This window comes from Lyticum sinuosum (assembly GCF_034471385.1).
Taxonomy (GTDB): domain Bacteria; phylum Pseudomonadota; class Alphaproteobacteria; order Rickettsiales; family Midichloriaceae; genus Lyticum; species Lyticum sinuosum.
In genome coordinates this window covers 65,546-79,722 of sequence record NZ_JARGYU010000001.1, presented here as the reverse complement: position 1 = coordinate 79,722, position 14,177 = coordinate 65,546, and the positions used below count along the sequence as shown (strand labels likewise).

Genomic DNA, 14,177 nt, shown 5'->3' with positions numbered 1-14,177 from the left:
AATATTAACATTTAATATCATTATGATTATGATATAATAATATAGTAGATATATTAAAAAAGCTTCTTATATATCTAAACTATAATTAGATAAAAATATTCAAGTTTTTCAGAATAAAATGACTTTATATTATATAAATATATATAATAGCGATAACAATAAAGATATAAAAAATATTTATCTACCAATTTAAGCAACAGTATATAAAAGTTTTTATAGGGTATTAATTGATCAGTTTATAGGAATTTGTATAATATCTATAATTAATATAAAATAAAAATCTTATATATTTATGCTATTATGATAGCGGTTCTGTTTTTGCTTGACTAAAAGGTATCATATTTCCATTAGAGTCAAGAATTGGTTTTCCACTCTGATCTTGAGCTATCATAATTTTTTTTCCTTGTGCAAAAAGCATAGCAGGCTCTACTTCTTCTTTTCCTAAAAAATATTTAATCTTGGCAGATCTTTGACTGATATCATTTTTATTTTTTTTGCTCATAACTTAATAATGAGATTTAATTTTAAAATTATAACAGTCAAATTGTAGTATAAGTCTTTGTAAAAATCAATGATATAATAGTTTTATAATATTTATATATACTTATTATATTTCATTTTGTCTATTTTGTGTACTTTGTGTACTAGAAAGAAACATTCCAATTCCTAAACGATTAAATTTATCAAATGATTCTGAAATTCTTCTATCTGTACTATTTTGTGCATCAAAACATATTGCAGATACAACTATTTTAGAAATAAACACACATTTATCAATAAGTACACTGTGAAATGTTGATAGTACAGCTAAAGATATTCTAACAGTAGATAATGTTGAGTACTTTAATGCTTGCTTATATTTATTTTCTCTATTTACATGATGATTATCTTTATCAAGAACATTTTTAATAAATGTGAATGAAAAATAAATAAGTGTACAACAAATAACTCCTTTAATTCCAATTAATAAAGTAGCTGCAACAGCAATATGAGTTACACCAATATTTTTAGCATAATCCCAAATACCACCTGGAGTTACTGTTTCTTTAAATTTATTGAAGTAAATATTAACATAATTATCAATAGTATCTCTAAAAAATTGCTTATATGATGTTTTGTTAACATAATCTTTATTAAATTCATCATCACTATAAACTTTCAATAAAGGGTTGTATGTATGGGTTTTTTTAGAAGAAAATAAAAATTTATATAAAACATTTCTTTGAATCTCTGAATATTTTCCTTTGCAATATGAAATAAATTTGTTTTCTTTTCTAATAGGAATCTCTTCACAACTATCATCATCTTGTTGAGGACGTATTCTATAATTATTTCGTTGAGTGCGTATTATATTTCCTTGAGGGCGTATTGAACTCTGATTCTGACGAAATTGATTCTGAATAGATTGATCCTGACTAAATTGATCCTCACTAGATTGATCCCGACTAAATTGATCCTCTAAATTATTATTATTCATTATAAGTATTAAAAATTATTTTGATTATTATATTTATTTTATTATAGCAATGATGTTTATAAATATATAAACATATTACGTGGAAATTTACATAATATAATAATATTTGTCAAGCATATTTTAATATTTTATTATTTTTTTATCTTTTAGATAAGATATTACAGATTTTTGAATAAAAATTAAACTATATATAAATATAATCAATTATTTTTTATAGTAAACTTTGTATACATTTAAGAATTTTATATAAGAATTATTCTATTTTAATTATTCTTTGAATTTAATTATAATAGTTGCGGCTGATATTATTAAAATAATTCCTATAATATTTGATGATGTTAGATTTTCTCCTAAAAAAAAGAATCCTATTATCACTCCAAAAATTGGTTCAGAAACTGATAACAAAGATGCCCGTTCAACACTTATTAATTTAAAACTTTTAAGTAAGAGTAATATTGGCAAAACTGTTCCGAATAGTGATAATCCTGAGATATATAATAAAGCTTCTGTAATATTGTTTTCTGGCAGAAATATTGATTTCTGCTGAGAAAATATTAATAATAATGAAAATAACGCAGATCCTATGCAAACTATTAAAGTTGCTGAAATTGGTATTGATGTGGTTTTAGTAGAGTTTATACAATATAATGCATATAGAATAGAAGATAGAATTGATAGCACTATTCCTGTTATATCCATTTTTATTTCATGTAAATCTACTAGAAAAAAGATACCAATTATAATTATAGATAAGCAATACCAATATCTCCGTGAAATTTTTTTTCCATAGAAAATATAATTTATAATACTAACAAAAACTGGATATATGAAAAATATAACCATACATAAACCACTACCAATATATTCAAGCGCATAAAAATATAAAAAAGAGGATCCACAATAAAGTAAGGAATCTTTTGTTAACATATTAAATAGTTGTTTTCTTACTATTAATTTATTTTCTGCAATATATTTTATAAATATCATTAGTATTAAGGCAGATAATGAAAATCTCCAGAATGTTAATGCTAAAGGATCAATACCAAGTTTTATTAGATGAACTGCAAAATAACCTATAGATGCATATAAAAGTCCCGATATAATTGCAAAAATTTCACCAATATTATTCATATTAATTCATTACTAATGATTTATATTAATTTTTATAAATAGATACTAATTATAGTTATAAGATTATATTGTAAATAATAATTTTATACTATTATATATTTAATGTGTAATTATTTAATATAATATAAATTATATCTTTAATAAACTATTTTTTAATCTAAATACTATTTATTATGAATATTTCTTAATAAAATCTCAATAAAATTTATTACAGAAATAATTTCTAAATAATGTTTTTCTATAATGTATTTATACTGTATATACAAAATAAATCTTGATTTAAGAAGAAATCCTGATAAAATCAGAAAAGGTATGTTATTTTATAATATTCCTTATCTATTCATATCATTCTTAACGATATGAGTTTTATTGATTAATTTACAGATTTTATTATCTACTGTAATTAAAAATGCCTTGCGCCCGTAGCTCAGTTGGATAGAGCGTTAGACTACGGATCTAAAGGTCATGGGTTCGAATCCTTTCGGGCGCGCATTGCACAGACTTGTTTTTTTATGTGTTTTATTACTCAAGAATCTTATTTAGTAAAATAATACTTTATATTAAATCTTATTAATTTTAATTAGATAAAAATTAAAATATTTATTTTTATTTATATTTTTTTATTTTTTAATTTTATAGACCTTATAGATTTATTTTCTAATTGTTCTCTTTTAATTATACTTAAATGATCCCAAAAAAGAATACCGTTAGAGTGATCAATTTCATGTTGTATACATGATGAGATTAAACCAGGTCCAAACCACTCATCTCTCCAATTATTGGAATAATCCAAATATTTTACTTTAACACAACTTGGTCTCTCAATATGAGCTCCAACTTCAGGAATTGATAAACATCCTTCATAAAATACTTGATTTTCATTATTCGTTTCTAAAATCTCAGCATTTGCCATAAAGATAGGATGCCCACCGTGAACTATAGGTCTACCTTCTTTTTCATCTGATGTATTTAATATCTCACTTGGAACATTTTTTCTATCAATATCTATAACAATAATTTTTTTCATTATTCCAACTTGTACTGCAGTTAATCCTATTCCAGAGTTTAAATACATAGTGTACAGCATATTTAACATTACATTTCTTACTTCGTCATTAACTTCACTAATGGGTAAAGAACTATCATATAATAGTCTGTTAGGAATACATATTAATGGTAAAGATTTTGCATTTTTTAGTAATGTATTATTGTATTGATATGACATATTAATAAATTGATTTTTTATATAAAATTAATCACAACTTTTAGTTATATTACTTAATAAATGATATATTTATTCTATTAACTAATATAAAATATTATATATTATATTAATTTATTAGTAAATTAACTCTGCTATTGGATTACAATATAAGTAATTTAAAGATGTTGTTTTTTTATTGCAAAATGTTATTATTTTATCAAGATATATTTTTCTCTTTTTATTAATAAAGAAAAACTGAATGTACATATTTGTTCTAGCTACTGTTGCTTATATAATATATAAATCTTCTAAAAAACAAATTGGAAAAGAAGAAAATCCAATAGATAGATTATTTGAAACAGCTGAATCTACAATAAAAAATCTTAAAGATTCTATAAAAAAAATACATCATTCTATAAAAATTAACCATGAGTATAATAAAAACAAACCAAAGTCAATGAGCAAAGAAGAGGCTCTTCTTATTCTTGGTATAGAAAAAAATGCATCTCAAGATGAAGTAAATCAAGCATTTCGTAAGCTAATGCTAAGTAATCACCCAGATAAGGGTGGTAGTAAATATATAGCTTCAAAAATTATAGAAGCTAGGGACATATTAATTAATAAACAAAAGAATAATTAGTTATATAAAACTAATTTAATTATCTATCTTATTTCATAGAATTAATAAATATAAATTTATTAATAAATTATAATTTTTTCTATACAATTCATTCCATTTATCACCATAGTAGCACTTTGGCGTAAAACTATATTACATCTTGTATCAAATATTGTTTTCATTTTATTATCACTATTTTTTGTTTTATCATTAATATTTTCAGTAATATTATTATTTTTTACACTACTAATAGTAATTTCTTTAAATTTTACTGTTGCCATAAACATAAATCTATTGATTATTTTAATGTTCTCTACTTTACTTGAAATAGCATATTTTAACGGAGCTGTTATAGTTGTTGCAATATACTTTTCATATTCATCTTTATTTAAAGCTATATTTTCTTCCACTATAATTTTGTTTGGAGTATATGAATCATATAATGATGTTTTTTTTATAAACTTTGCATCTTTATCAAAATAAAAATTAATAAAAGCTTTAATCATATCTTGTTTCCTTCTATTTAACACAGCTGAAAATTGTGCTATTAAATTATGAGCTTTTTTTTGAATTTCTATATCAGGAGCGCCTGGAGATGTATCATATTCTTGTTTGATAAAATTAGTATTTATTTCATTATTTTGGTTACTAGAATTATTAGTTGTAGAACTATTGTTATTATTTAAAGAATTAAAATTTTTATTTGTAGTCACAATTGCTGGATTATTATCAGTATCAGCATTAGGTTTGATTATATTAGAATTATATATATTAAAATTTTTTAAAGAATCATCAGCAAAAATTTTTTCTGTTTTAAAATTAATATACTGATATTCAATAAAATATAGAACAATAAATAATAAAAAAATATTTATTATTCGTAAATTTGTGAGAAAAAATAACATAAATTATTTGATTTAATATTAAACTAAAAGATTTAATTTTATCCAGAAATAGTTTCTTTATTCCATTTATTTTGATTATTATCAAAATATGTTAATAATATTTTATTTACTTTATTATTATATTCACTAAATAAATTATCTAATTTTTTTTTAGCTGAAATTTTAGAAGAATCAAGTAATATTATTATAATTTTTTCATATTCTATCATAAAATCTTGCCATAATAGTTGGTTATATGAATTTAACCAACATTCTGTTATTAAAAGTATCTGATGTGATTTAGAAAATTTACTAGGATTATTAGTTATTATAATTGGTTGTTGTTCATGAAATGGATCAAGATCAATAGCATGTGGTAAAAAAGATAACTGAGAATATGTCCATAATTTATCATCCATTTCCTTAATTATATCGTCTTTTTGAATAAACCAAACAAGCTTTTTAGGAATATTTATTACTTTCTCAATTATTTTTATTGTGCTCATTATATGATTTTCATGCGAAAAAAGGCAAATTGTTAACTCATGAGTTATCAACTCTGACATAAATTTTTCAATATTTATTTTAATTGATTATTTAATATATTATTATATTCGAATATTATTAATAACTAAATAAATTTTTATTATATTGTTGATTTTTATATATTGATATTATTTTAGTATACTAATACATTAATATATAAATAATAATATTTTAATTTATAATTAGTAAATTAAACAATTTTATAATTAATTTTGTAATTATTTTAATGTTTATAATAACTTTTGTTAAATTTACGATTGATTATATTATTTAATATAGTTTATATTATTTTTAATTTATCAGAAATATATCAATATTAAAAATATACTATTGCTTTTTTTACAAAAATATATAGAATGTAATTTGATGAGGGTTCGTAGCTCAGGTGGTTAGAGCGCACGCCTGATAAGCGTGAGGTCGGAGGTTCAACTCCTCCCGGACCCACCATCTTATTATTAAATTAATAGATAAAATTTGACCGGGCATAAAAGTTTAAATTATCTGATTGAAGGGTACAAAAAATTTAAATCATCCCTTAATCAAAATGATATAAAATTCTTTAAAGAATTAGTTGAAAAGGGCCAAAAACCAAAGTTTTTGCTTATATCTTGTTCAGATTCTAGAGTAGATCCTTCATATATTATGAATTGTACGCCAGGTGATATGTTTGTAATACGGAATGTTGCAAACCTTGTACCTCCATGTGAAAATAATACAACTTATCATGGAACAAGTGCAGCTCTAGAATTTGCTATATCTCATCTTGAAGTAGAACATATAATTATATTTGGTCACAGTAATTGCGGAGGAATAAAATATTTTGTTGACCAAGTTATTAAGTCTATAAGATGTGGTTATAATTATAATGAAGAGAATATTAATAGTATAATAGATAGAAGAATAAATTATTCTGATAATTTTAATTATCTTAAAGATACTAATAAAAATGATATTAGTTATGCAAACGAAGAAAAATACTGTTTGTTAGGTAATTCTAAGTTTATAACTAAGTGGTTAGAAATAATTGATGACCTAAAAGATGAGGTTAAGAAAAATCTTAATAATATGACATATGAAAATTTAATTAATTATATTAGCCAAAAAGCAATGCTTCATTCAGCTAAATGTTTAATGTCATTTCCATGGATTAAAGAAAAAGCTGATGCAAAAAAACTCAAAATTAATATTTGGCAATTTAATCTCAAAGAACAAAGTATTCTTATTTTTAATGAAAAAACTAATACTTATACAGATATAGAAAATACAATACTATTAGATAGTTAAAATAATAAATATTATCTAATTTTATTAACTTTTTATATAGAATATTGATATTTAAAAAATATTGATTTAAAAATATAAATTCTTAAATAAGATCAATATACATCATATAACTACTACTTCTTAGCTCTATATTCAATATAGGCAGTGTATTATTATTTATAGAAATATTATAAGTTGTTATGAAAAATAGACCACAAATCATAAAAAAATCATTAATATTTATACAATATATTGAATCTTTTTGATTAAAGAATCTATCACGCATTAGTTTTGCATCATCTAAATGATGTAAGATACCTTTTAAAAATACTTTTGTACTTCGTGTTTCCATAGATGAATATATCTTTTCTCTCTGTGATCCGATGATATTTTGAGTATAAAGATTATTATTAGAATTAATACTTTCTATATTTAATCCTTTAATAGAATATCCGGATGATAGAGTATCAGAAAAATTATTCATATTTAATTCATTAAGATTAATCTTATTATCAAATGTGATTATATTATTTTTTTGATCTATTTTTTTTAAATTAAATCTATTAATAGTATTTTGTTTATTTAAATTATAGTCTTGTATCATAATTTTTAATTTTATATCAAAATTTAAATATTATTTAATAATCTATTTTATTTGTATATCCATAGATATTTATTTTCATGCTTGCTAACCAATAACAACCATCTTCATTTTGTTCGGTATTTAAGTGAGTTTCCAAAAATTCTTTACCAAGTGAAAAATAGGATATAAATTTATTATTATTACGTATTTCAGAAGTATACTGTTTTAATATTAAATTTATTTCATTAATTATAAGTAATATTTTTTTATTACTAACTCCTTCATCATAAATCCCAATATCACATAAACTATTCCATATCATAAAATTTTGATCTCCTTGAGAAGAAAATTTTTGTTCTTCAATTCTAATATAAGGATAATCTGTATCTGGTGGTATATAAGTATATATACCATTAACTAAATTTAGTAAGTTAGTATTTTTTCTAAGAATTTCCATTAATATACTAGAACTAAAATAATATATATTATCTAAATTTATATCTAATTTATTCATACCAATACTAGTTGGAAAACTAGAATATTTTATATTATTACTTGAATTATTTTTAATATTATTTATGTTTTCTATATTATTATTTATATTATTAATATTATTACTAATATTATTATTAAAAGTACTTTTCATAGGATTTATGATATTTTTTTTATTATTTATATTTTTATTATTTATCTTTTTGCATTGATTATTACATAGTTTCCATTTGTATTATTTTCATTGATATTATCTAATATTTTTATATCAGAAATATAAAATATATGATTTTTATCTGGATTACATGTCACATTGGGTAGAAATTGCATAATTCTTTGAGCATCTGAAAAACGTATTATTAGCGCAAATCTATCGATCATACTAAGTCTATGATATGCAATGCTCAAATGACTATCATAATCAATAATCTTTCCCCAAAAATTACCTATTTCTTTCCAGACTATTTCATCTGTATTAATGTAATTATCTATAGTTTTAGTACAGTTTTGATCATTGATTTGAGAATCTGAATATTCTGAATGATATGATTCAAATATACCAGAATTGAATAAAATTTTATGATTTAATCTAGGAATATATTTATTAAATTCTCTATTTTTTAAAACACAACTATATCTTAAGAAATTAAATTTAAGTTCATTATTTGACATATTTTTAAATTAATATATAAAAAATAATTAAAATTTTTAAAGATTAATATAAATCTTATAGATTTTTCAATAAATTATAAAAAGTAATTTCTCATCTTAAAAACAGAATCTGATTTTAAAATATCATCACAACTTTTACCATCATACATATTAGCTATCATATTTAGTAATATGTGTTGAATTTGAGAAGAAAATAAATTTCTATCATTGATAAAGTAATCAATATCAATATTATTATATACTGTATTGGGAATAGTATTATCATCATTAGTAATATTATTCTTACAAATATCCCCAGCAGTATAAATAATACTTAAATATGATGAATTAGGTAAACAATGAAAATAAATAACATTACCTTCTAATGTGAAATATTTTTTAGATTTTTCAATATCATTTTGAGAAAATATATAATTATAGTTGCGACATTTAATATATTTTATTGTTTGAACAGGCCCTATCGGAATACGAATATAATTATCATTGATATTTCTACAAGTGATATTCCAATCACGTATTATTATGGCTTGACTAATTTCATTCTCAAGATATTCAACTGCAGCACATGCTAAATTATCAAGTATTTTGTCATCATAATTATGATCTATTCTTAAAAAATTTTTAATAAATTGAAGATCAATCGGATTATAAGGTGGATCAACTGGTCTAATTTTTTCAATATATGTCATAAATTTTCCTTAAAATTATTTTAAGTTTTATTTATTAAATAAATTATTTTAATTATTTTTTAATGCACAATGCTCTAATTGCATCTGGATTATTAATTGTACCACCAACTCTCTTTGTGGTATAAAATTTCACATACGGTTTTTGTGTAAAAGGATCTCGTAGAACTCTAATATCTTGACGATCTATAATTTTATAACCATGTGAGAAATCACCAAAAAATACTGCTGTAATCCCTGAAATACAATTATTAGAGTTATTATTTGATTTAACTTGAGGCATATGTTGAGATACTAAAACTTCTTTTCCTAAAATAGTATCAGGTTGCCCTAATTGCATAGATGGTTGCCATAAGTATGAACCTTGATTATTTTTTAAAGTTCTTAAAATATATGCCATATCATGGCCTATGATAAACTTAGCATTATAACTATATTTACTATTTAATGAATAATAAAGCTTTGCTACATCATCGACTGATATTATATTATTATCTGTATAACATGTTTTTATTTTATCGAGATTGTTTATTAATCCATTTGGTTTACCTTTTCCATCTCCATTAATAAAGGCATTTTCTTCTGCATTACTAAAAACATCAATCAATTCTCTTGAAAACCATCCTTCTATATCTATAGAAGAATCATCTAGCATTTGTTGAGTAGCTTTTGGTTGAGCATATAATTCGTGAACTTGAACTTGTATTTTATTAATAGGAATATTTTGACTTTGATCAATTTCTTCTATCGACCATCCAGCTTTAATATTTTCTGGTAATGTTACCAAATCATATGATTCGCGAGATATACTTACTACATCTGATATTTTTCTCATTACAGACATTGATCTGAGACCATTTATGATTTCATTATTCATTGAGTTTGTTATCTTATATCCAGAATCTCTAGAATTAATATTTTGACATTGATTATGATCTTCTGGTTCTATTCCTTGTCTCAAATATCGATTGAAAGCTTTTGAATATTCGTCATCAAAATGATTTTCAATAGTTAAATTGATTGATGTCCCATACATACTATTATGTGGACGTTGTTGTTTTATTGATAAATTTTCAAAATTTTTAATAATTTGATTTTGTTCATCTATAGTTTTATTAAGATTAATAATTTGCTGTTTAATAACTGCATCTTTGTTTTCAATTTCATCAAGAGAACGAAGATTATTTGTTGTTTCTGTAATTTTTTCAAAATTTTTTTTAAGTATTGTCATAAATTTGATAAGAATTTGGTTAATTTAAATATAATTTTTTTTGATAAAAAAAATAATTTTCATATTTTTAATATTTTTCTTGCAAAAGAAGTATTTTTTTATATACAATGTTTTACGATTAAATGTGTGATTCATACGGGCAATTAGCTCAGATGGTTAGAGCATTACGTTGACATCGTAAAGGTTCAGTGGTTCGAGCCCACTATTGCCCACCACTTTTAATCTTAAAAAATACAATTCTAAAAAAATACAACTTTACTTTGATTATTAATAATTATTAATAAATAATATCTTTCGATTAATTATACTAAATAAGTTATCTTTTTGTATTAATAAAAAAATAATAGTATTTATATAATAAAATCATTTATTAATGTAATTCTTTTATAGTTTATATATTTTTTCATATTTTATTAAAGTTTATTAAAGTTTATTAAGTTTTATTTTTTATTAAAATTTTTAATTAAATTCTGATTCAAAGATGAAAAATCTTTCTTCAAAAAAATTTCTTTTACTGAAATCTTGTGCTTTTGTTGCATTTAGTTTATGTTTCTGTAACGTAAACAATTTCACATCTTATCTTCATGCCGCTGAACCTGGTAGTTTCTATGTAAAATTAGGTAGTGGATTGGTAATCAGTCCTAATATTAAAATCGAAGTTATACCTTCCGATTCAACGTTAACTAAAAATTATGATAATATTATTAACTATGGAAGTATCAATGATAAGATTTTTAGGGGTGCTATAGGATATTATGCAGATAGTGATATAAGAACCGAATTATCGCTTTCTTATTTTCAATTTCAGGATAAAATAAATGCTCCTGGCGAGGTGACTCTAAAAAATTTTGTTGGTATGTTGCATGGATATTATGATATAAATACTGAAGGTTTTTTCACACCATATATTCATGCTGGCATAGGTGCTAGACAATCAAGCGCTAAATATGTTTCTCCGACAGATGGTGTAAAAGATATTACTGGTACTACTATACCATTTTTAGTTGGTACTCTGGATTCTGGAACAAGTTATCAACTTGCATATAGCGGTGGATTTGGATTTAATCTTAATTTAACAAAAAGATTAATGGCTAGTGTTGAATACTCAATTAGCAATGGACAGGATCAAAGTGTTAAAAAACTAGATACTGAAAAAATGGAAATTAAAGCAACTAGTAGTTTACAACATAGTGTTTCAGCATCAGTAGCTTTAATATTTTAAAGATTTTGTATTTTTAACAAAAAATAACTTTAAATACAAAATAAATTACAAAATAAATAGAATACTGTTAAATTAATAAGATATCATTCATAAATAATAGTATTCTTCACGATTTTTAAGAAATTATATATAAAAAAAATATAAGAAATATATTATTATTTCTTAATGAATTATTTTTATTTTATATTATTACTTTTGATCATTTGAATTATTTTCTTCTTTATTTGAATCAGATTTTTCTTCTTCTTTTATTTCTTGAGTTTTTATATTATTTTTTTCTTCGTGATTTTTTAAATCATCTTGATTTTGATTCTCATTTTCGCTCATAATATGGCTATTATGATTTGTTTTTGCTACAGTATTTTTATCTTTAATATCTTGATTTTCGTGAGATTTTTCTTCTTTGTGCTCTTGAATAGATGAAGTATTTTTATCTTTAATATCTTGATTTTCGTGAGATTTTTCAGTTTTTACTTCATTGTTATTTTCGTCATCTTTAGAAGAATCAGAACAACCAGTAAACATTAAAGAAATAGCAAGAGTTATTATTAAATTTTTTATCATATTATTTTTATTTGAAATTTGTTTAATTATATAATGTATTAATATTTTATTTTTGATTATTACTATATATATTATCTATATTATTAAAATTTTTTAATAGTAATAAAATTTTATCTTATATATTCGTTTTTCTAATTTAAATTAGAAAATCCTCATTTTAAAGTATATAATTTTTTTGATAGAAAAACAACTATATAAAGATTAAAATTAAATAAATATCTATATTTAAATAACAATTTTTTAGTATTTTTTTATTCAAATACTCAAACTTATTTTTTTATAAAGTATAAACAGATATTGATATGTCACATATAAAAGATTTTTCATTAATAAAGGAAAAAAATATATCTGATAATAATGATCAGATATATGATATTGTTATAATAGGAGCAGGTCCATCTGGTTTATTTGCAGCTTTTCAGGCTTCTATGCTCAATTTAAAATGCGTAATTATTGATAGTCTTCCTCAACCTGGTGGACAATGCTCTGCTTTATATCCTGATAAACCTATTTACGATATTCCTGGAATACCAGAAATCAGTGGTAGTGGATTGATTTCTAATCTTTTAAATCAACTTTCTCCATTTAAAGTTGAAATTATTTGTAATGTGACAATTAATATGTGGGAATATATAGATCATAATAAGTTATGGAAAATTTCTTCACTCAAATCAAATGATAAAAAAAATAAAAAATTTGTTGAAATATCTGAAATTAATAATATAAATACAGAAAATACAAAAATTAATCCAGATAATACAGATGATATTCAAAATATAAATTTTTATGCAAAAACTATTATCATAGCTACTGGTGGTGGTCGGTTTTCTCATAATAAACCTCCTCTTAATAATTTATCTAAATTTGAAAATAATTACATTTTTTATTCTGTAGATAATATTGAAATCTTTTCAAATAAAAAGGTAATGATAGCTGGAGGTGGAGATTCTGCTGTTGATTGGGCCATAAAATTATCTGAAATTGCTGATAAAGTTACATTAATCAATCGTAGAGCTAAATTCAGGGCAATGCCTCATAGTGTTGAAAAATTACATAGTATAGCAGCAAATAATAAAATAGAAATTATCACTCCTTTTCAAATAAAATCACTTATAAGTGATTCTTTTACATCAAATAATATTGAAAAAATGTCTGGAGTAGAAATAGAAAGTTTAGATGGATTAATAAAAAAAATAGTAGATATTGATTATCTTTTATTATTTTTTGGTCTTTCTATGGATAATAATGATATTCATCAGATAAGTGGTCTTTCATGGATTGATCGTTATATAAGTGTGAATCCATCAACAATGATGACTTCCTTACATGGAGTATTTGCAATTGGAGATATATGTTATTATCCTGGAAAATTAAAACTTATTCTTACGGGATTTGCTGAAGCTGCATTGGCTTGTAATTCAGCTTATGCGATAGCTAAACCAGAAAAACCTCTTCATTTTGAATATTCTACAAGTAAAGGAATACCTAAAGCTATATCTAAAATATAGCTTCAATTATATAATATATCTTGATAATCAGATATAAAATTATAATAATAAATTAAACATTTTAGTTTAAATTTTATTAATTATATCAATTACTA

The 14,177-nt window shown here is 22.3% G+C and carries 16 protein-coding genes and 3 tRNA genes; 7 read left to right on the top strand and 12 right to left on the bottom strand.

The features are described 5' to 3' along the window. Positions 1-298: 298 nt before the first annotated feature. The 3 genes from Lyticum_RS00340 to Lyticum_RS00330 form a co-directional block, all read right to left on the bottom strand. Positions 299-502 carry a hypothetical protein gene (locus Lyticum_RS00340; protein ID WP_322498348.1) on the bottom strand — a complete coding sequence of 68 codons (204 nt, stop codon included), beginning with the start codon at positions 500-502 and terminating at the stop codon, positions 299-301. A gap of 105 nt (positions 503-607) precedes the next feature. Next, positions 608-1,477, bottom strand: coding sequence for a hypothetical protein (locus Lyticum_RS00335; protein ID WP_322498347.1), 870 nt, complete (start codon positions 1,475-1,477; stop codon positions 608-610). Positions 1,478-1,744: 267 nt separating this feature from the next. Continuing rightward, positions 1,745-2,608, bottom strand: coding sequence for a DMT family transporter (locus tag Lyticum_RS00330; RefSeq protein ID WP_322498346.1), 864 nt, complete (start codon positions 2,606-2,608; stop codon positions 1,745-1,747). A gap of 416 nt (positions 2,609-3,024) precedes the next feature. Here Lyticum_RS00330 and Lyticum_RS00325 point away from each other — a divergent pair. After that, a tRNA-Arg gene (locus Lyticum_RS00325) sits at positions 3,025-3,098 on the top strand. Between the two features lie 120 nt (positions 3,099-3,218). Here Lyticum_RS00325 and def read toward each other — a convergent pair. Next, positions 3,219-3,833 carry a peptide deformylase gene (gene def, locus Lyticum_RS00320; RefSeq protein ID WP_322498345.1) on the bottom strand — a complete coding sequence of 205 codons (615 nt, stop codon included), beginning with the start codon at positions 3,831-3,833 and terminating at the stop codon, positions 3,219-3,221. 238 nt (positions 3,834-4,071) lie between these two features. Between def and Lyticum_RS00315 the strand changes: the two genes are divergently transcribed. Continuing rightward, positions 4,072-4,452 (top strand): DnaJ domain-containing protein, encoded by a 381-nt coding sequence (locus Lyticum_RS00315; protein ID WP_322498344.1) that lies wholly within the window; start codon positions 4,072-4,074, stop codon positions 4,450-4,452. Positions 4,453-4,511: 59 nt separating this feature from the next. Here the strand turns inward: Lyticum_RS00315 and Lyticum_RS00310 are convergent, their stop codons facing one another. Both Lyticum_RS00310 and Lyticum_RS00305 read right to left on the bottom strand, forming a co-directional pair. Further along, a complete protein-coding gene (locus tag Lyticum_RS00310) occupies positions 4,512-5,336 on the bottom strand; it encodes a hypothetical protein (RefSeq protein WP_322498343.1) in 825 nt (274 codons plus the stop codon). 38 nt (positions 5,337-5,374) lie between these two features. Further along, positions 5,375-5,881: a DNA polymerase III subunit chi gene (locus Lyticum_RS00305; protein ID WP_322498342.1), complete on the bottom strand. Its 507-nt coding sequence runs from the start codon at positions 5,879-5,881 to the stop codon at positions 5,375-5,377. Between the two features lie 350 nt (positions 5,882-6,231). Here Lyticum_RS00305 and Lyticum_RS00300 point away from each other — a divergent pair. Together Lyticum_RS00300 and Lyticum_RS00295 are read left to right on the top strand one after the other, a co-directional pair. Further along, a tRNA-Ile gene (locus Lyticum_RS00300) sits at positions 6,232-6,308 on the top strand. A 27-nt stretch (positions 6,309-6,335) separates the two neighbouring features. After that, a complete protein-coding gene (locus Lyticum_RS00295; protein WP_322498341.1) occupies positions 6,336-7,145 on the top strand; it encodes a carbonic anhydrase in 810 nt (269 codons plus the stop codon). Between the two features lie 82 nt (positions 7,146-7,227). On the opposite strand, the gene Lyticum_RS00290 is transcribed toward Lyticum_RS00295, so the two are convergent. The 5 genes from Lyticum_RS00290 to Lyticum_RS00270 form a co-directional block, all read right to left on the bottom strand. Next, entirely contained in the window at positions 7,228-7,728 is a 501-nt protein-coding gene (locus Lyticum_RS00290; protein ID WP_322498340.1) for a hypothetical protein, read from the bottom strand. 34 nt (positions 7,729-7,762) lie between these two features. Then, entirely contained in the window at positions 7,763-8,353 is a 591-nt protein-coding gene (locus Lyticum_RS00285) for a hypothetical protein (RefSeq protein ID WP_322498339.1), read from the bottom strand. 41 nt (positions 8,354-8,394) lie between these two features. Continuing rightward, positions 8,395-8,871, bottom strand: a complete 477-nt coding sequence (locus Lyticum_RS00280) for a hypothetical protein (RefSeq protein WP_322498338.1) — start codon at positions 8,869-8,871, stop codon at positions 8,395-8,397. Between the two features lie 74 nt (positions 8,872-8,945). Beyond that, complete coding sequence (locus tag Lyticum_RS00275) at positions 8,946-9,560, bottom strand: phage head-tail connector protein (RefSeq protein ID WP_322498337.1); 615 nt, start codon at positions 9,558-9,560, stop codon at positions 8,946-8,948. Between the two features lie 52 nt (positions 9,561-9,612). Next, positions 9,613-10,788 carry a phage major capsid protein gene (locus Lyticum_RS00270; protein WP_322498336.1) on the bottom strand — a complete coding sequence of 392 codons (1,176 nt, stop codon included), beginning with the start codon at positions 10,786-10,788 and terminating at the stop codon, positions 9,613-9,615. A gap of 137 nt (positions 10,789-10,925) precedes the next feature. On the opposite strand from Lyticum_RS00270, the gene Lyticum_RS00265 reads away from it, so the two are divergent. Both Lyticum_RS00265 and Lyticum_RS00260 read left to right on the top strand, forming a co-directional pair. Continuing rightward, positions 10,926-11,003, top strand: a tRNA-Val gene (locus Lyticum_RS00265). A 266-nt stretch (positions 11,004-11,269) separates the two neighbouring features. After that, a complete protein-coding gene (locus Lyticum_RS00260) occupies positions 11,270-12,010 on the top strand; it encodes an outer membrane protein (protein ID WP_322498335.1) in 741 nt (246 codons plus the stop codon). A gap of 189 nt (positions 12,011-12,199) precedes the next feature. On the opposite strand, the gene Lyticum_RS00255 is transcribed toward Lyticum_RS00260, so the two are convergent. Then, on the bottom strand, positions 12,200-12,574 hold the full coding sequence (locus tag Lyticum_RS00255) for a hypothetical protein (RefSeq protein ID WP_322498334.1): 375 nt from the start codon (positions 12,572-12,574) through the stop codon (positions 12,200-12,202). A gap of 302 nt (positions 12,575-12,876) precedes the next feature. On the opposite strand from Lyticum_RS00255, the gene Lyticum_RS00250 reads away from it, so the two are divergent. After that, the gene (locus tag Lyticum_RS00250) at positions 12,877-14,082 is read left to right on the top strand and encodes an NAD(P)/FAD-dependent oxidoreductase (RefSeq protein WP_407659020.1); all 1,206 of its coding nucleotides are present in this window, start codon (positions 12,877-12,879) and stop codon (positions 14,080-14,082) included. Positions 14,083-14,177 lie beyond the last annotated feature (95 nt).

Excerpts from the sequence above, each read along its gene's own strand:
- Lyticum_RS00310 (WP_322498343.1), bottom strand. The coding sequence starts at position 5,336 with ATGTTATTTTTTCTCACAAATTTACGAATAATAAATATTTTTTTATTA.
- Lyticum_RS00340 (WP_322498348.1), bottom strand. The coding sequence starts at position 502 with ATGAGCAAAAAAAATAAAAATGATATCAGTCAAAGATCTGCCAAGATT.
- Lyticum_RS00270 (WP_322498336.1), bottom strand. The coding sequence starts at position 10,788 with ATGACAATACTTAAAAAAAATTTTGAAAAAATTACAGAAACAACAAAT.
- Lyticum_RS00305 (WP_322498342.1), bottom strand. The coding sequence starts at position 5,881 with ATGTCAGAGTTGATAACTCATGAGTTAACAATTTGCCTTTTTTCGCAT.
- Lyticum_RS00250 (WP_407659020.1), top strand. The coding sequence starts at position 12,877 with ATGTCACATATAAAAGATTTTTCATTAATAAAGGAAAAAAATATATCT.
- Lyticum_RS00330 (WP_322498346.1), bottom strand. The coding sequence starts at position 2,608 with ATGAATAATATTGGTGAAATTTTTGCAATTATATCGGGACTTTTATAT.
- Lyticum_RS00255 (WP_322498334.1), bottom strand. The coding sequence starts at position 12,574 with ATGATAAAAAATTTAATAATAACTCTTGCTATTTCTTTAATGTTTACT.
- def (WP_322498345.1), bottom strand. The coding sequence starts at position 3,833 with ATGTCATATCAATACAATAATACATTACTAAAAAATGCAAAATCTTTA.
- Lyticum_RS00285 (WP_322498339.1), bottom strand. The coding sequence starts at position 8,353 with ATGAAAAGTACTTTTAATAATAATATTAGTAATAATATTAATAATATA.
- Lyticum_RS00280 (WP_322498338.1), bottom strand. The coding sequence starts at position 8,871 with ATGTCAAATAATGAACTTAAATTTAATTTCTTAAGATATAGTTGTGTT.
- Lyticum_RS00275 (WP_322498337.1), bottom strand. The coding sequence starts at position 9,560 with ATGACATATATTGAAAAAATTAGACCAGTTGATCCACCTTATAATCCG.
- Lyticum_RS00335 (WP_322498347.1), bottom strand. The coding sequence starts at position 1,477 with ATGAATAATAATAATTTAGAGGATCAATTTAGTCGGGATCAATCTAGT.
- Lyticum_RS00260 (WP_322498335.1), top strand. The coding sequence starts at position 11,270 with ATGAAAAATCTTTCTTCAAAAAAATTTCTTTTACTGAAATCTTGTGCT.
- Lyticum_RS00315 (WP_322498344.1), top strand. The coding sequence starts at position 4,072 with ATGTACATATTTGTTCTAGCTACTGTTGCTTATATAATATATAAATCT.
- Lyticum_RS00290 (WP_322498340.1), bottom strand. The coding sequence starts at position 7,728 with ATGATACAAGACTATAATTTAAATAAACAAAATACTATTAATAGATTT.